Origin of the sequence: Neobacillus drentensis, from assembly GCF_021560175.1 — a bacterium.
GTDB lineage: Bacteria > Bacillota > Bacilli > Bacillales > Cytobacillaceae > Neobacillus > Neobacillus drentensis_A.
In genome coordinates, this window is the sequence record NZ_CP091110.1 from 4,381,017 (window position 1) to 4,398,574 (window position 17,558).

Sequence of the window (17,558 nt, forward strand, 5' to 3'; positions counted from 1 at the left end):
TTCAATCATTTCACTAATATCATTTTTCTATTGAAAAGTTGACCATACAGCTTTACAATAGGAATGAGTAATTCGTTTCCATAACTGTGAAGGAAACAGGGAAGCATATTATCTGTTATTTACTGGGAGGTTTTTTTTCATGGCAAAGTATACAATTGTTGACAAGGAAACTTGCATCGCATGTGGTGCATGTGGCGCAGCAGCACCAGATATTTATGATTATGATGATGAAGGCATTGCATTTGTAACTCTTGACGAAAATGAAGGAATTGTTGAAATTCCAGATGTATTAATCGATGACATGATGGATGCTTTCGAAGGCTGTCCAACAGATTCAATCAAAGTTGCTGACGAGCCATTTGAAGGTAACCCAACTAAGTTTGAATAAAATCATCTTTAAGCTACTGTAAAACCACACCTCGTCTTCCCTAGACGAGGTTTTTCTTTTAGCGGCACAACAACAAGAGCTGCCAAATGGCAGCTCTTGTTGTTGTGCTATGCACCCTTTACAACTGAAAATTTATTAATCCATGCTTGCATTTTAATAAACAATAGCATGAAGATACCTGACATCATGACACCTTTTAGGATATTAAAAGGTAAAATTGCTGGAACGACCAAATTTCTCATATCTGGAAACCCCATGAGTAGTGTGTAGGCAGGAAGGATGACGAGATAATTTAAAATACTCATAACCACAGCCATAATAGCTGTTCCGACTACTAACGCAATCGTCATACCCTTCTTAGTTTTGAGTTTATTATAAACAAATAATGTCGGAAGAACAAAAACAATCCCTGCAATAAAGTTTGAGATATGGCCTACAGGTATTCCAGTTTGACTTCCAGTGGCAAGATAGTTAAGCACATTTTTGAAAAATTCTACTAAAATTCCTGCAAGCGGTCCAAAAACTAATGCAGCAATTAACGCTGGGATGTCGCTGAAATCGACAAATAGAAAATTTGGGAATATTGGCAGTGGAAAATTTAGTAACATTAATAAATAAGCGATACTGCTCAGCATTCCAATTGAAACATAAGCTTTTACATTTAACCTTTTTCTTTTTTCCATTTTCCTCTCTCCTTTTTGATCCATCACGTTAGGAAGAGAGGTTCAGCATATAGACGACCCAGGTGACTAAAAAATCCCTCAAGAAGAATCACTTGAGGGATTTTACAAAGGCACGCTTAATAAACATTCAATGTATCAACATTTTTTGAATGTCTGCAGAACCTCCATCTTCTCCCATCCAGACTATACTGTCGGCTTTGGAATCACACCAAATCCTGCCCCAAAAGGCTCGCGGGCTTAAGAGCACTGCTCTAATACCGCCGATCGGGAATTTCACCCTGCCCCGAAGATAGATCGATATTAAATTACGATTTTATTATACTAAAGAATACACATTTTGTTAAGAAAAAAGTTTTAAATCCTTATTTTTCATCCTATAATCTAAAAAGAATCCGCAGTCTAAGGCTGCGGATTCTTTTTAAGGTACCATTAGTATCTGGTTAGGTTTAATAAGATCTGATGTTAAATGATTGAGATTTTTAACTGCCGATACAGTTGTATTCTGTCTCTGGGCTATAGAGGATAAGGTGTCCCCTTCTTTGACCATATACTTGTCCAAAGGTTGAGAGCTGTTTGTACTTTCATTCTGCTGTAAGCGCAGCAGTGAGCTTGCTGCTAACACCGAATCACCCATACTTGCAATTCCTGCTTGTACTGATTCTCCAACATTAGCTTTACCTAATAGCTTTTCAGGGTCCAGGGCAAATTTTTTATCATATCTCCATTCCAGTTGATGGGCTTCAAAATGTAAATGTGTCCCAGTAGCTTGACCTGTCCTTCCCATCTTTCCTATAACATCGCCTTGTTTAAGCATTTGACCTTTGGCCACATTCCGTCTATTTAAATGTGCATATACAGTTACAAAATGACTTGGATGCTTAACAAAAACTACATTTCCATATGTATTAGAATAATAAGACTTTTCAACAACGCCATCCTCAACGACGAGGATGGGTGTATCTATTCTTCCAGCAATATCAATTCCTTTATGCCTTCCCTGCCTTGTTCCATATGTATCTGAAATGATGCCGTCTGCCGGCCAAATCCAGTGGTCATTGATGACTTCAGCGTCTTGTGTCCCTGCTGCTTCGGAATGTTTTCCTCCTAAAAATAATAAACTGACACAAAGCGCCATAATAATGGCAATTAAAAATCTCTTTATGTAGTCACGCATTCCTTTCTTTTCCTCCTTGTATATTGTACTCTCCTCCACACCATATGTTATATGGGTCCTATTTAGAACGAATTGAATAGTAAGTTTTATGGGGAGCGTGAGCATATTTGTTATAATTTGGAGACTTATCGGATTTTATTCATAAAAAAATCAACCACAAGGGTTGATCCGTATTTTTATGGTATATTCCGTAAATTAGGAGCAATTGGGACGTTAATTTCTTTCGTTAGATCAAATGGACCAAGATTTGCTAAAGGAGAATTTTTTATCCTTACTTTTTCAATGCCGAACTCTTTTGCTGTTAAGAGTAATGCCTCGAAAGATAAGATTGATTCCTGATTATCCTGTAAACTGGAGTTAACATCGAATGTTAGATACATAATTTTATTAGAAATTGATACATGATCTATTTGAGGGAAAGACTGTAAAGAACTTTTTAATCCCCCTGATTGATCTGTTTTCATTGCTTCAAAAGCAGAGTTTATATTATTATAAGTTTCTATAGATGGTGCTAGGAAAGGTAATTTACTATCCACAGGGAAATAGAAGTAATAGGCATGATTATTCTGAGAAGCAATATCAATTTCTTCCTTCCTGCCGATATTTCCTAACTCAATACCGGGTAGACCATTGGTGGTAAACTTAATTTTTTTACAATTACTATTGGTTGATATATCCTTCTGTACTATATTAATGAAATTCACTTCAGTAGTGGAGCCTTGACCATATTGGTGATTGGAAGGAACATCCACAATTACTGTATTTCCATCTTTCTCGAGTTTCATAGTTGCATTTAGAGGATAGAAGTCTGATAGCCCCCACTCTTCTTCCTGTAAATTGGCCATTAATTCAGTATAGTTAGTAAGCCAGGATTGTCCAGAACTCTGATTAGCAATGATTGAAACGGGTATGAGTATTTGGGCTTGTGCATCTGGTACCCAATAAGTTAAAACAGTTCCTTTGCCGACTTCATCTTCATAAATGGCTGTCTTAACATTTTCCGTTTTAAGCAAATTGGCCTGCTGGCTCTTAGTAGTCACCGCATCTTTGGATGAAGCATTCTCTTTTTTGAAGGCACTGCTGTCCTTTTGCGCAGCTGTATTGCCACTGAACGAGGACTTTTCTTCTGCGCTTTCATGAGAGAAATGCATTCCCCCCATCAACTTAGGCATTAAAATTAGGAAAAGCAGCAAGGCTGCTGTTGCAGCTAGGCCCGGTAACATCCATTGTCTAGTCTTTTTTCTTTTAAGAGAAATATTTTGGTAAATGTCACGAGGATCGCGATAATCATGTATTCTGGGCATTTGTCTTAATAGTTCTTCGAGCTCTCTATCGCTCCACTCTGACTTTTTCACTAGATAATCCCTCCTTTTCATAAAACATTTCCATATACTTTTTCAATACTTTTAAGGAGCGATGTTGAGTTGTTTTCACTTTACTCTCTGTCCAGCCTAGAACTTTAGCTGTTTCGGATATGGATAAATCCTGTAAATATCGAAGAACGATGACAGACCTCTGATCCACCGTACAAAATTCTAGACATTTGTATATCCCTTTTATCTCCTCATTTTGGATCGTGATTTCCTCTGGAATAGGGTATTCATCCTTTACCTGGTTGGTTGACCAATCAAACTTTTCAAGCAATCGATCTTTCCACCCCTTTTGTTTACGGAAGTAATCGATTGCAACATTCCGGGCAATTGAAAAAAGCCATGTTTTCTCACTACTTTTCCCTTCAAAACGGTCATATGACTTGAATACCCGAATGTAAACCTCTTGGACAAGATCCTCGGCCTGCTCCTTATTTCTAACCATATAAAATAGAAATTGAAAGACATCATGATGATATTTTTGATAAAGCTCATCGAAAACGGAGTCCATCCATTCCCCTCCCCGTTCATTACTATTAGTCGATTTATTTATTTAAAAAGTTTCACTCATATTAATATAGACTTTTATTGGGTAAAAAGGAAGATATTATCAGAAAATGATTACACTTTAGGCTACGAAAAAAAGCTCATCTTTATGGATGAGCAGTTAATCTTTACTAAATATCTAGCAACAGTGCCTAGGGGCGATAGGTCATAAGCCCCTAGGCAAGTCACTTCGCCTTTAATTGTTCCTTGTGAATCAAGAACAATCGGCAAATTGTTTGTAAATTTTACTTTTTTCGTGGTAAGTAGAAGGAAAAGGTGGTTCCCGTTCCAATTTTACTTCGAACAGAAATCGTCCCACGATGGGCATCAATGATATTCTTTGCAATGGCAAGTCCTAAACCAGTACCTGCCCTGCCCCTCGTTCGAGCCTTGTCCGCTTTATAAAAACGTTCAAAAACAAACGGCAAATCCTCTTCTGGAATGCCAGAGCCAGAATCCTTTACTTCCATTCTAACTCCCCTGTCTTCTAAAACAACTGATACCTTTACCTTGCCGCCTTTTGGTGTATGTCGCATCGCATTATCGATTAAATTTGTCAACACTTGCTCGATTCGATCAGGATCAAAAAGTACCGGTGAACCGTCGTTTTCTACTTCAGAATACAATTGGATTTCATTATCCTTGGCTAGACCTTGGAACTTATAAATAATCCGATTAATAAATGCGGACAAATTTACCTCTTCCACAGAGAGATGGATATGTCCAGCCTCCATACGAGCTAAATCCAATAGTTCATTCACAAGCCGTCCCATACGTAAGGATTCATCGTAGATGACTCTTGCCATTTCTTTTTTCTCTTCCTGCGATTCAGCAATATCATCAACAATTGCTTCACTATAGCCCTGCAGCATTGAAATAGGCGTTCTTAGTTCATGTGATACATTGGCAATAAAATCTTTCCGCATTTTTTCCAGCTGTCTTTCCTCGGTCATATCCCTAAGGACGACAACTGCCCCTCGAATAAATCGATTGCTATAAAGCGGACTTACTAAAATCACCCAGTGGTGCCCTTGAAGAGATAGTTCCCCGATTTGCTCCTTCTCTGTTTCCAAAGACTTTTGGAAGAGATCCATAACTTGTGAAGGAATGGCTTCAGCATCATTTGTAAATCCGCCCTTTTCGAAATACCAATATTGCAAAAAACGATCTGCAGGAGGATTGGTATTCAATATCGTGCCATCACGGTTAAAGGTGATTACCCCATCAGCCATACTACTTAGAATACTTGCCAGCTGCTCTTTTTCCTGGCTTAACGCATTCATATTAAACTTTAATTGTCTTCCCATTTGATTAAATGCTGTGGCCAATTCCCCGATTTCATCATGTGTTAAAATCGGAACTTTTGTATCGAATTTTCCTCTTGCCACTTCAAAAGCAGCTTCTCTCATTTTTCTAAGCGGCGCTGTAATTCTGGTAGACAGGAAAAAGGCGAAGATAGTAGTTAAAATAATAGCAACACCAGCAACAAGTAAAATGTATTTCGTTGTTTCATTAGATGTTTCCTTCATAACCTCGAGTGATTGATAAATAAATACAGCTCCATTTTTTTCACCAGGGAGCTGCAAAGGAACACCAATGATGGAAAAACTCGAATCCTGATTATTGTTTTTTGAAGATAAATTAGAAACCTTATCAACAGATTTTTTGTGATGAAACACAGCAAAAAAATCTGGATCCTGTTTGATATCATCAAAGGATAGCTTGTTATCCTTCTCCGTATTTGGAGAATAATAGACTTCATGATCATTTTTAACAATTACTACTTTGGTCACATCATCAATAATCTCCCAAGAAATTTCTAAACCCAGTGGAAATTTGTCATTGGGATGGGCTTCCAATACATCGGCAATCTTCTCGGCTGTATTGGTTAAATTATTTTTTGTTTCAAGAATGTTATGGTTTTGAAAAAGCTCAAGGAGCATCACTGTTAGGATGAAAAGTACAAATGACACTAAAAAAATAATGGTAAACCAAAGTTTACCTACGACACTTCGTAAAAAGGTCATTCATTAATTACCTCAAATTTGTAACCCACACCCCAAACAGTAACAATCATTCTTGCAGCCTGCTCTGAAACCTTATTTAATTTTTCACGAAGTCGTTTTACATGGGTATCCACAGTTCGTAAATCCCCAAAGAATTCATAATGCCAAACTTCTTTTAATAATTGCTCACGATCAAATACTTTATCTGGCGCTTTAGCCAAGAAATAGAGCAATTCGTATTCTTTGGGAGTTAAACTGACCTCTTTCCCATCAGCCGTTACCCGGTGTGCATCATTATCAATAGTTAAATGCGGAAAAACAATTACATCTTTTGTCGTTGTTTCTGTTTGTAAATAGCTTGTTTGAGATGAGCGTCTTAACAATGCCTTTACACGTAAAACCACTTCCCTTGGGCTGAATGGCTTGACAATATAATCATCTGTTCCAACTTCAAAGCCCTGTACCCTGTTGATTTCCTCACCTTTAGCAGTCAACATAATTACAGGAGTTGCCTTTTTTTCTCTGAGCTCACGACAGACTTCAATTCCATCTTTACCAGGCATCATTAAATCAAGCAAAATAACATCGTAATCATTAGCAAAAGCTTTTGACAAAGCATCATTACCATCTTCCGCTTCATCAATTATATATTCTTCACGCTCTAAATACATTTTTAATAAACGGCGAATTCTTTCCTCATCATCTACTACTAATATTTTTACGTCTCTTTCCATTATTAATCCCCCCATGGAGTTTATTTTACAAAATGGTACTGAATTTTGCTACATTTTCAAGGTAATTACTCTTATAAAGTGTGTCAATAATTTGACAATATGATTTTTCTATTAAAATCCCTTGATTTTATAAAAGCCTTCACTTATTCAAGTGAAGGCTTATTTGGTTATGCGGCACTTTTCTTAACCTGCGTAGGAATGAAGCCCTGCAATAACAAGATTAACTGCAACCAAATTAAACATAATAATGACAAAGCCAATTACGGCAAGCCATGCTGATTTTTCTCCGTGCCACCCTTTGGATAAGCGAAGATGTAAAAATGCTGCATAAAAAAGCCAAGTGATTAAAGCCCACACTTCCTTTGGATCCCAGCCCCAAAATCTTGACCAGGCCATCTGCGCCCATATCATCGCAAAAATAAGGGCACCCAGTGTGAATACAGGAAAACCGATTAATACGGAGCGATAACTAATTTCATCGACGAAGTCCAGTTTAATATTTTTCACAAATGGTTTAAGGGCAGCGGCAATCCGTTTGCGTAACACAGAGCGGATTAATCCATATAAAATTAACCCTCCAATTAAAGACCAAATAACTGTATTTAACTTTTTCGCATTAATGAAAGCTGGTACTTCAACTAACGGTTTAAATGCATTTTTAGTTAATAATTCTCCATCATGAGGGCCAGTAATAGCTGGCATTGTATACGTCACAGCCACTTGATTATCATGTTTATCTACCCAATTAAATTTTTCATGATAACCCATTGCTGAAAAGATAGATGAAACTGCTACAAAGCCAAGGACCGTGACAAGGGCAAACATCACAACCTCGAGCCAAAAAGTTCGTTTATTCGACTTTGTCTGATCTATTGCCTTTACAAGATAAATTAATCCGGCGGCAAAACTAATCGCAAGAATGGCCTCTCCCATTGCTGCAGTTGTCACATGGATATGGAGCCAATAACTTTGTAAAGCCGGAATTAAAGGTGTAATCTCTCTTGGAAACATACTTGCATAGGCGATCACCAAGATTGCGACAGGCATGGTAAATAGTCCAAGCAAGGTGGTTCTGTAAATATAATAAATAACAATAAATGCACCAACAAGAGCCATTCCAAAAAAAGTGGTAAACTCAAACATATTACTGACTGGCGCATGACCTGCTGCGATCCATCTAGTGATAAAATAGCCTAGTTGAGAAATGAAACCCACGATTGTTAAGGAAACAGCAATTTTCCCCCATGTGTTTGTTTCTGCTTTTTCACCCGAGCTAGTCTTCGATTTAATTGATCCTCCATAAAATAATGTTGCAATTAAATAAAGAATAAAAGCAATAAATAATAAATTACTACTTAATGCTGCCAACTAATCTCCCTCCTTATCCAAATTATCTTTTTGTTGCTGATCTTCTGGAATATCAAGTTTGGTATCTTTTAATACTGCCTCAATTTCCCGCTTTAAGCCGTACCAATTTTTATTGGTATGGGCCGCAATCCAAACTTGTCCGTTTTTATTTTGAACCCATATCCGGCGATGGTTCCAATATGCCCCTTGCATAACACCGAGCATAAAGATAATCCCGCCGATAATAATCACCCATAACGATGAGTCCTTTCGAACGGTGAATCCCGAGACATTTTTAGTTTGAATTCCTTGAAAGGCCATTTTATAAGTGTTTTCTCCTAATGGCTCTAGCGTTTGTTTAATAGCTACAAAACTTGTTTCAGGTTTAGATTTATCCGGTGTAACCATCTGGAACACGAAGGCAGGATTATTAGGGAGCCTTGATTTTGTAGATGGTTCGTTATTTTTATCAAATTCGAAATCCGGAAAATAATTAATTATTTTTACAGAATAGCCATTACCTAAATCATATGTAGCTTTGGGATTCTCAAGATCAATATTCACTGCTCCAAATGATTGTCCTGTCTTTTTATTCGCCAGCACAAATGACATTGTTTTTAGCTCACTGCGATAGGATGATTGGAAAACAGAATAACCATTAAAATCTAACGGATGATTCACTCTGACTTTATATTCCTTGAGCTTTTTAAGCTCTGGTTTTTCCCCCGGAAGATTTTTGCTGACACGTTCATACAGAACAACATTTGATTGGTAGTTTTTAACTACTTGGCCTGCTTGTTCTATTGCTTTTTCAAACGTCTTATCTTTGTTTTTATCATAATGCTGCAGAATAAATTGATTGTTTTTTATATAGTATTTTTCACCTGTTTCAGGAACAACAGCAGTTTCCCCTTCTTTTACCCACAGATTTTCATTCACATAAAATCCCGGAATAAACCGGAGCATGGCACCTAATAGGAAGATAATTAACCCAACATGATTAATATACGGACCCCAGCGAGAAAAACGGCCTTTTTCCGCTAACAAGTCGCCATTCTCTTCCCGAACGTGATAACGTCTGCCCTTTAAATGCTCTTTGATCGTTGTCAAATCCTTTTCGTCTGCACGCTCAGTTACTCCAAAAATCCGCTGACGTTTTAAAAAGCCCTCATGTCTTGTAACCCTTTGAGCTTTTAGGGCTTTATAAAGCGGTACTACTCGGTCAAGACTGCAAATAACTAAAGAAATACCAATCATAGCAATTAATAATAAATACCACCATGAACCATATAAATCATGCAAACCTAATTGGTAATATAATTTTCCGAACCAGCCATATTCCTGCTCGTAATACACTTCCGGAGGAAGATTAATATACATTTTTTGCGGAAGGATGGTTCCAAGGGTGGATGCAAGTAACGTGATCACAATCAGCCAGATCCCCACCTTGACTGACGAGAAAAAGTTCCAAATTTTATCTATAATCGTCTTATTGTATGTTTGTGAACGGCGTGCACTTCCCTCATAGCGCATGTCAAGAAGTTCTTTATTATTTTTCTCTTGCTCATCCAGCACTTTTCCACAGGCCTCACACAACACGGTTCCATGCGGATTTACATGACCGCATTCACATTTAACATCGTTCATTGTAAAAACTCCCTCAGGTCCCCTTAAGGTTTTATTTGCTCCATAAATTCCTTTACCTTGTTTTCAGATAGTTCGCCTGTATAATATTTGACTACCTTCCCGTTCTTGTCGACTAAGAATGTTGCCGGTAAGAGATCAATCCCGTATACATTCATTACTTCCTTTTCAGTGTCAATCATGATGGGAAAGTCCAACCCAAGGCGTTCGGCAAATTGGTTTACAGCAAGCTTTGGTTCCTGAATATCTACACTCAATACCTGAACACCTTTGTCCTTATATTGGAGGTACTGATTATTGATATAAGGCATTTCTTTCTTACATGGGGGACACCATGTTCCCCAAAAATTTAAAAATACCCCTTGCCCTCGATATTCAGAGAGACGATGTTTATTCCCTTGCATATCAACTAAAGCAAAATCTGGAGCTGTGTCCCCAACCGCAACTTTTTGTTTTGTATCTTTTGTAAGATTAGCATAAAGTGAATAGGCAACGGCAGCACCTAAGACAACTAATATAAGCGTTCTAATGACTAATCGCCGTCTTTTCATACATTCCCCTCCAGTAGATCCCCCAACACATTCGTCTAAGATTATAGCACTTTACAACAAATTCATAGTGTTAATGCAAGAAACTAAATGTGACGATTTTATGAATTTTTTTTCGATTGGTCCATGGCAAGGGCCCTCAATTGTTTCACCTCATGGGGAGTCAATTCTCTTGCTTCCCCTGCTTTTAAGCCGCCCAGTGTTAAAAATCCATAACGTTCTCTTTTTAATTTTATCACTTCATTACCGATTGCCTCAAACATCCTTCTAACCTGACGATTCCTGCCTTCATGGATTGCGATTTCAATGATCGCCGTTTGCTTCTTATTATCTGCAGAAAGAAGCTTCACTTTAGCAGGTGCTGTTTTACCATCCTCAAGACGAATTCCTTTTTCTAATTTCCTTATATTTTCTCTTAAGGGTATGCCTTTCGTCTTAGCCACATAAACTTTGTCGATTTCGTTTTTAGGATGCATTAATAAATTAGCAAATTCACCATCATTCGTTAAGATTAATAACCCCGAAGTATCATAATCCAGCCGGCCAACCGGAAAAATTCTTTCTTTAAAATGAGAAAAATAATCGGTAACGACCTTTCTCCCTTTGTCATCGCTTACACTTGAAATCACACCTCTTGGCTTATACAGAAGAAAATAAACAGGCTCTTCCTTCTCAATCTGTACTTCATTAACCTCAACTCGATCGGAAGGCGATACCTTCAGGCCTAATTCTGTTACTACTTTGCCATTTACTTTAACTTTGCCTTCTTTAATGAGTTCCTCGGACTTTCTCCTAGAGGCAATTCCTGCTCGAGCGATAACCTTTTGCAATCTTTCCATTATTTCACCTCAAAAATTCTATTTGTTGCAATCATTGTTAGTAGTAAAGAGATTTATTTCAATTGATTCACGAAAAAATCACTATTCTATCCTAATGAATTATGACACAATTTCTCCACTTTTCAAAGTAACGGGTATTAATTACACAAAAAAAAGCATGTTCCAATCAGAACATACCTAGGTCACTTTTATTAGGTTGTACCAAAAATGAGGGCGACTACTAAAATAGACACAATAATCCCGACTACATCTGCAAGTAAGCCCACCTTTAATGCATCTCCCATTTTCTTAATTCCAACTGCACCAAAGTAAACGGTTAATACATAGAAGGTAGTATCTGTACTTCCTTGAAGAACAGAGGCAAGTCGGCCAATAAATGAATCAGGACCATAAACTGCAATTAAATCACTTGTCATTCCTAATGCCGCAGTCCCTGAAATAGGTCTAATAATCAATAATGGCACAATCTCAGCTGGTACCCCCATTGTTTTCATAAAAGGTCTCAACCAATTCATTAGCGCGTCCAATGCACCTGATGCACGGAAAATGGATATGGCTACAAGCATCCCAACCAAGAAAGGAATGATCGACACCGCAATTTTAATTCCTTCTTTTCCACCCTCAACAAAGCTTTCATAGGTCGGTACCCGCTTATACGTTCCATATAATAATATAATTCCTATTAGTAAAGGAATAAACGTTAGCGAAATATACGAAATGAATTCCATTACTTCATCATCCTTTTCGACTTCGGCGATAATAAAAATAGCGGTCAATCAATATAGCACCTATAGCTGAGAGAATGGTAGCGATAATGGTTGGAACCACAATTTCTGTTGGGGATCCAGAATGATAATTTATTCTTATCGCAATTACTGTTGTCGGGATTATGGTAATACTGGCGGTATTAAGGGCCAAAAAGGTCACCATACTTCTAGAGGCTTCAGGTTTCCCTCCATTTAGTCTTTTCAGCTCTTCCATTGCCTTTATTCCAAGAGGTGTTGCCGCATTTCCTAAACCAAACATGTTAGAAATCATATTAGATAAAATATAGCCCATTGCAGGGTGATTAGCAGGCACTTCAGGAAATATTCTTTTTACCATCGGTCTGAAAAGTTTCGTAAGTTTCTGAAGTAGTCCTGACTCTTCAGCGATACGCATCATACCAAGCCAAAAAACAAGTACGCTGATTAACCCGATACATAAAATAACAGCTTCTTTGGCTCCATCAAAAACAGCTTTATTCACTGCTTCCATAGTTCCGTTTATAAGTGCAAAGACAATACCAATAATAGTCATAGCAACCCATATATAGTTAACCATTGACGTTCACACCAATCACTGATAGAAACATTTCTTTTATAGAGTTAAGCAATCCCTTCTTCTCTTTTTTTTGAATTTTTTCGAAGTAGATTGGAGCTTCTTCCACCACTCGGCCATTCAAATAAACTTCAGCCTTTCCCACGATGGCTTCATTGTGGGAGGCAATCAGGTTTTTTCGAGGTTTTTCCACTTTATATTTAATGGAAAATTGGTCCATCTCCTTACTCGTGACCGGGTACACAATCGACTTTTTGAGAAATAAATGGCCTTTATAAAGTTTATTCTTGGAAATATCGACCTTTCCCTTTGTTAACACTTCCGCCATATCAAAATCTTTAAATCCGTTTTCGTACATAGAAATATGGTCATTCCAATCGTCCGGATCGTTTAGAGTTACAGCAATTAAGTTCATATCCCCTTTTGTTGCGGTTGTCACCAATGTTCGCTTTGCCCGTTTTGTGTATCCTGTTTTTCCACCAGTAGCAAATTTATATTTGGTTAGGAGGCGATTTTTGTTCTTCCATACTCGATCCCAATCCTCTGTGGGGTTAGGAGCACGATAGACCTTTGTGCCAGATATTTTTTGAAATGTTTTATTTTGCATGGCATAACGCATTAGGATTGCCATGTCATAGGCTGTTGAATAATGATTTTCATGATCATCTAGTCCATGTGGATTTGCAAAATGGGTATCATACATCCCTATTTCCCTTGCCTTCTGGTTCATTAAATAGGCAAAGCCGTCCACACTTCCGCCAACATATTCAGCAATAGCCACGGCCGTGTCGTTTCCAGACCTCAGCATTAAGCCGTAGACAAGGTCATTTAGTTTAATCTTTTCTCCGGGTTTTAAATAAACCGAAGACCCTTCCGCTCTTGTCGCCTGTTCACTCACCTTTACATATTGGTTCATTTTCCCTGATTCAATCGCAAGGATAGCCGTCATGATTTTTGTTATACTTGCGATTCTTCTCTTTGTATGTGCATCCTTTTCAAACAAGACCCGCCCAGATTTTTGTTCAATCAATACGGCACTCGCAGCATTTACACCAGTAGAAGCACCAACCTTTTGAGGAATGTTTACGATCAAGAGTGAGATCATGAGGGTTATAATAACTAGCTTGGAAATCAGTCTCATCAGATTAACCTCGTCTCCTTTATGTCTGTTAACTTGTCCAGCTTAAGAGCCAAAGGCAAGGCGCCTCCGCTTTTCTTATTGTCTAGCTCCGGCGCCTAGGGGCTCGGGGTCATAAGCCAATCCGTCAAGAAGGCTAAAGTACAGCCTTCTCGCCGGCTCGTCTTATGCCTGTCACCCCTGGGCAAGGCGCCTCCGCTTTTCTTATTTGTACAAGTTTATGCTGGACATGGTAGGTTATGACACTAAATAAGGAAAACTCGCCCATGAGCGAGTCCCCCATTAAAATGCCGGCCATTTTATGTCGGCTGCTTTTTCAAATCTCATTTCAACATCATGCCAGTTTACTAGATTCCACCACTTGTCAACATATTCACTTCGATTGTTTTGATATTGTAGATAATAGGCATGCTCCCAAACATCCAAAACAAGTAAGGGAATTGTATCCCATTGTGTTAGTAGATTATGACGTTCAGATTGAAGTACCTCTAAATGCCTTGCTCTCGGACTCCAAACAAGTAATGCCCAGCCAACACCCTCTACTTGCTTGGCTGCCTCCGAAAATTGACGCTTGAAGGCATTAAAACTTCCGAAATAATTCTCGATTTCTCCTTTTAGTAAACCCTGGGGATTGCCGCCGCCATTTGGACTCATGTTATTCCAAAAAATGGTATGCAAATAATGGCCTGAACCGTGAAACGAAAGCTCTCTTGACCAATGCTTAACCAACGAAAAGTCATTCGATTCCCTAGCTTTCTTTAAATTAACTTCAGCTCGGTTTAATCCCTCCACATAGGAACGGTGATGTTTGTCATGATGCAGCTTCATGATTTCCCCATTAATATACGGTTCTAAGGCGTTATAGTCGTACGGTAGTTCCGGCAATGAATGTCCACCAGGCGGGAGTGCTTTTTCCACCATCCAAATCTTCCCGACTTCTTGTTTATTCCTAAAGTAATATTCCATTTGCTGATGGATGTTTTCTGCCTTTGCTTGAAGACTGATTAGCTCCTCGTTGGATAGCTCTCGATTCGTACTTTCAATTAATTCCGTAAACTCATCTAATTTATCCCATAATTCCGCGTCTTGACGGACCTGCTCAGATTGAAGAAATTGTTTCATTTGCTCATTCCAAACAAATAAATCGTTAATATATTGGCTAAAACGTCCCATCAAATTCCCTCATTTCAGCTTATAAGTAATCCTTCTAAATGGTATGAGGAGCCACACTCAATAAGAACGAAAAAAGACTGTTCACAGGGGAACAGTCTTTAGAGGTATTGATTCATTTTTTTATTTTGATTGAATCATTTTTGTTCGATAATCTGTTTCATAGTATTCAAGTTCTTCCCTTATTCTCTGGAAGTCACTTTCTAAGCTCTTGATCAGCGCTGATATTTTTTCAGATACATTGCGGTAAAATTTAATCGAGTTCCTGCCTGTATAGGCCGAGCGGCTATTTTCAAACCATGCATCATTTTTAGGTGAGAAAAATTCTTCAATACATTGATGATAAATCTTATATAGCGTTTTCTCAGCGGCAGCTTTTTGAAAAGGCTCGCTTTGTAAGAGAACTGAGCATGCCTCTAACCCCTCTTCACTATAAACAACCAACTTCCGCATGTTTGCCAAGATTAATTTAATATAAACTCGGTCTTCTTCGTTTTCTACATTTAATTGTGAAATGGTGGTTTCATTTAAAAAATCTTCAAGTGTGAAAATCGATTTTGTTAAGAATTCCTTTACATCATTAAGTTGTGTTTTCACCAAGGTATTTCCCATAATTACCCTCCTAAATTAGCTGTGCTTATTAATGTGATTGCAAAATGAACTCAAGTGGAGAACTGAGATCAAACTCTTTGTTTTGCTGAATACCAAGAAATACTGCAGGCAATTTATCAAAATTTATATCTTGAAAATAGGAAGCAAATTCGTGCTTAGAATTAATATATAATCTTTTTCGACTGCGAAGTCCTGGATTTTTCAAGAGACAAACAAGTGCAACAATATCCTTAAAATAAACTTCATTGCTTCCTTGATTTAAAATAGGGTCTTGCTTGTACGGAGTAAACTCTTGAAAGAGCTCATCAAAATACCTAACGTATAAAACATGAAGCGTTTTTTCCTGTCCATCTTCGAAAAACGTAACTTCACTTCTGTTAAAAAAGTCCTCTGAAGTATTTGATTTTTCTTTCTCCAATTCATACCCTTTACACTCTTTGATTAGCAATGTACTCCCTCTCCTTATCAACTGGCTGCACAATAAATAAAAAAGAAACATCTTTTAAATTTATATTTATTTTAGCATAAATTCCATCAGAAGATTGATTAAGAGTTAATTGTTTCCTGAAATTTCTCAAAAAACAAGTCTGCTTCCTCCTGGATATATTCTTCCTCCACTTTCTCAGGTAATTGGGGCAGTTCTTTTAAGTTCTTTAATCCAAAGTAGTCTAGAAATTCTTTTGTTGTTCCATACAGAATGGCTCGTCCTGTTCCTTCTGCTCTTCCAACCTCTTTTATTAAAGCTTTAGCCATTAGGGTATGGAGTGGCCGCTCTGTTTTCACTCCACGGATATCTTCAATTTCGGCACGGGTAATTGGTTGTTTATAAGCTATAATTGCCAATGTTTCTAAAGCAGCTTGTGATAAGGCAGAAGTATTCGGAGAATCTACTAATTTTTTTAAATACGCGGCATTTTCCTTTTTAGTGGCAAGCTGAAATGTGCCAGCCATTTGAACAATCATAATGCCTCTTTTCTCATCTCGATCGTACTCTTGACGCAAATCCTCAATCATTTCACTAGCATGCAGCTCATTTACTTCTAGTACCTCAACAAGTTGCTTTAGGGATAGACCCTCATCTCCGGCGGCAAATAGGAGACTCTCTAGTATGCTGTTCCAATTAATCATTTCCACCTAATTTGCCCCTTCCTTTACAGCTTCCACAAATATATCTCCAAAATTTTCTTTCTGGTCTACATCTATGACATTTCTTTTGATTAATTCCAATACGGCCAAAAAAGTAACCACAATATGCTCTTTTCCTGGGTAAGGAAACAAGTCATTGAAATTTTTCCTTCCCTGCAATTGCTGTAATTCATCCATTATTTCAGTCATTCTTTTTTCAATCGAAATCTCTTGACGGGCAATCTTTGTCGCCATCGGCCGCTGCAATTTTTTTCTACGCAAAAGTTTCTGAAAGGCAGCAAGCATATCATACAAAGATACATTTAATTCTGTCCGGTCAGGCTTGGTCTCTTTTGTAAAATCAGAAAGATCACTTGGGGGTTTGGTATACATGAGCCCACGTTCTTCCTCCAAAGCTTTCAAGTCATGGGCAGCTTCTTTAAATTTTCGATATTCAATTAAGCGCTCCACCAGCTCATCTCTAGGATCGTCCCCATAGGCTATTTCCGGGTCGACTTCATCTAAAATCTCTTCATGCTTTGGTAAGAGCATTTTGCTCTTAATGGCCAGCAATGTCGCAGCCATAACCAAGAACTCACTAGCGACATCAAGCTGCAGTTCATTCATTGTTTGAATATATAGTAAGTATTGCTCCGTAATTTCAGCTACCGGAATGTCATATATATCAATTTCGAGCCGGTTAATAAGATGAAGAAGTAAATCTAACGGCCCTTCAAATGCATCAATTTTTACCTGATAAGGCATTTTCATTCACCAAAATTCTAAATATAAAATGATCTTTGTTCATTAGTCTCATTGACTATTATTAGTATAGAGGATTCAAGTTTGTTATCCAATAGAAAATTCACCCTATAGATGGTTAAACACAAAGTTGGGGTGTTTGCCCATAACAA

The 17,558-nt window shown here is 37.9% G+C and carries 19 protein-coding genes and 1 riboswitch; of the genes, 1 reads left to right on the top strand and 18 read right to left on the bottom strand.

All coding sequences use genetic code 11. The features are described 5' to 3' along the window. Positions 1–139 precede the first annotated feature (139 nt). Entirely contained in the window at positions 140–388 is a 249-nt protein-coding gene (locus tag L1999_RS20765; RefSeq protein WP_098533024.1) for a ferredoxin, read from the top strand. 107 nt (positions 389–495) lie between these two features. On the opposite strand, the gene L1999_RS20770 is transcribed toward L1999_RS20765, so the two are convergent. The 18 genes from L1999_RS20770 to L1999_RS20855 form a co-directional block, all read right to left on the bottom strand. Further along, complete coding sequence (locus tag L1999_RS20770) at positions 496–1,071, bottom strand: ECF transporter S component (protein WP_235740308.1); 576 nt, start codon at positions 1,069–1,071, stop codon at positions 496–498. A 162-nt stretch (positions 1,072–1,233) separates the two neighbouring features. After that, positions 1,234–1,366: riboswitch (FMN riboswitch) on the bottom strand. Positions 1,367–1,489: 123 nt separating this feature from the next. Continuing rightward, the gene (locus L1999_RS20775; protein WP_235740309.1) at positions 1,490–2,245 is read right to left on the bottom strand and encodes a peptidoglycan DD-metalloendopeptidase family protein; all 756 of its coding nucleotides are present in this window, start codon (positions 2,243–2,245) and stop codon (positions 1,490–1,492) included. 176 nt (positions 2,246–2,421) lie between these two features. Next, the gene (locus L1999_RS20780; protein WP_235740310.1) at positions 2,422–3,600 is read right to left on the bottom strand and encodes a hypothetical protein; all 1,179 of its coding nucleotides are present in this window, start codon (positions 3,598–3,600) and stop codon (positions 2,422–2,424) included. Next, a complete protein-coding gene (gene sigX, locus L1999_RS20785) occupies positions 3,575–4,126 on the bottom strand; it encodes an RNA polymerase sigma factor SigX (RefSeq protein WP_235740311.1) in 552 nt (183 codons plus the stop codon). Before sigX ends, L1999_RS20780 begins: the two co-directional genes overlap by 26 nt. 280 nt (positions 4,127–4,406) lie before the next feature. Continuing rightward, entirely contained in the window at positions 4,407–6,188 is a 1,782-nt protein-coding gene (locus L1999_RS20790) for an ATP-binding protein (RefSeq protein ID WP_235740312.1), read from the bottom strand. After that, positions 6,185–6,901, bottom strand: a complete 717-nt coding sequence (locus tag L1999_RS20795; RefSeq protein ID WP_235740313.1) for a response regulator transcription factor — start codon at positions 6,899–6,901, stop codon at positions 6,185–6,187. The genes L1999_RS20790 and L1999_RS20795 overlap by 4 nt, the downstream gene beginning before the upstream one ends. Positions 6,902–7,084: 183 nt before the next feature. Then, on the bottom strand, positions 7,085–8,269 hold the full coding sequence (ccsB, locus tag L1999_RS20800; protein WP_235740314.1) for a c-type cytochrome biogenesis protein CcsB: 1,185 nt from the start codon (positions 8,267–8,269) through the stop codon (positions 7,085–7,087). Continuing rightward, positions 8,270–9,895 (bottom strand): cytochrome c biogenesis protein ResB, encoded by a 1,626-nt coding sequence (resB, locus tag L1999_RS20805; RefSeq protein WP_235740315.1) that lies wholly within the window; start codon positions 9,893–9,895, stop codon positions 8,270–8,272. Positions 9,896–9,918: 23 nt separating this feature from the next. Continuing rightward, positions 9,919–10,443 (bottom strand): thiol-disulfide oxidoreductase ResA, encoded by a 525-nt coding sequence (resA, locus tag L1999_RS20810; protein WP_235740316.1) that lies wholly within the window; start codon positions 10,441–10,443, stop codon positions 9,919–9,921. Positions 10,444–10,541: 98 nt separating this feature from the next. Continuing rightward, a complete protein-coding gene (gene rluB / locus L1999_RS20815) occupies positions 10,542–11,279 on the bottom strand; it encodes a 23S rRNA pseudouridine(2605) synthase RluB (protein WP_235740317.1) in 738 nt (245 codons plus the stop codon). Positions 11,280–11,470: 191 nt separating this feature from the next. Beyond that, entirely contained in the window at positions 11,471–12,007 is a 537-nt protein-coding gene (locus L1999_RS20820) for a spore maturation protein (protein ID WP_235744414.1), read from the bottom strand. Between the two features lie 7 nt (positions 12,008–12,014). Continuing rightward, the gene (locus L1999_RS20825) at positions 12,015–12,602 is read right to left on the bottom strand and encodes a nucleoside recognition domain-containing protein (protein WP_235740318.1); all 588 of its coding nucleotides are present in this window, start codon (positions 12,600–12,602) and stop codon (positions 12,015–12,017) included. Then, a complete protein-coding gene (locus tag L1999_RS20830; protein WP_235740319.1) occupies positions 12,595–13,740 on the bottom strand; it encodes a D-alanyl-D-alanine carboxypeptidase family protein in 1,146 nt (381 codons plus the stop codon). The genes L1999_RS20825 and L1999_RS20830 overlap by 8 nt, the downstream gene beginning before the upstream one ends. Positions 13,741–14,019: 279 nt before the next feature. Next, complete coding sequence (locus tag L1999_RS20835; RefSeq protein WP_235740320.1) at positions 14,020–14,910, bottom strand: superoxide dismutase; 891 nt, start codon at positions 14,908–14,910, stop codon at positions 14,020–14,022. Positions 14,911–15,030: 120 nt separating this feature from the next. After that, positions 15,031–15,519 carry a YpuI family protein gene (locus L1999_RS20840; RefSeq protein ID WP_235740321.1) on the bottom strand — a complete coding sequence of 163 codons (489 nt, stop codon included), beginning with the start codon at positions 15,517–15,519 and terminating at the stop codon, positions 15,031–15,033. A 28-nt stretch (positions 15,520–15,547) separates the two neighbouring features. Next, positions 15,548–15,967, bottom strand: coding sequence for a hypothetical protein (locus L1999_RS20845; RefSeq protein ID WP_235740322.1), 420 nt, complete (start codon positions 15,965–15,967; stop codon positions 15,548–15,550). A gap of 98 nt (positions 15,968–16,065) precedes the next feature. Continuing rightward, entirely contained in the window at positions 16,066–16,653 is a 588-nt protein-coding gene (gene scpB, locus L1999_RS20850; protein ID WP_275677174.1) for an SMC-Scp complex subunit ScpB, read from the bottom strand. Continuing rightward, complete coding sequence (locus tag L1999_RS20855) at positions 16,654–17,409, bottom strand: segregation/condensation protein A (protein WP_235740323.1); 756 nt, start codon at positions 17,407–17,409, stop codon at positions 16,654–16,656. It lies immediately after the preceding gene. Between the last annotated feature and the right edge of the window lie 149 nt (positions 17,410–17,558).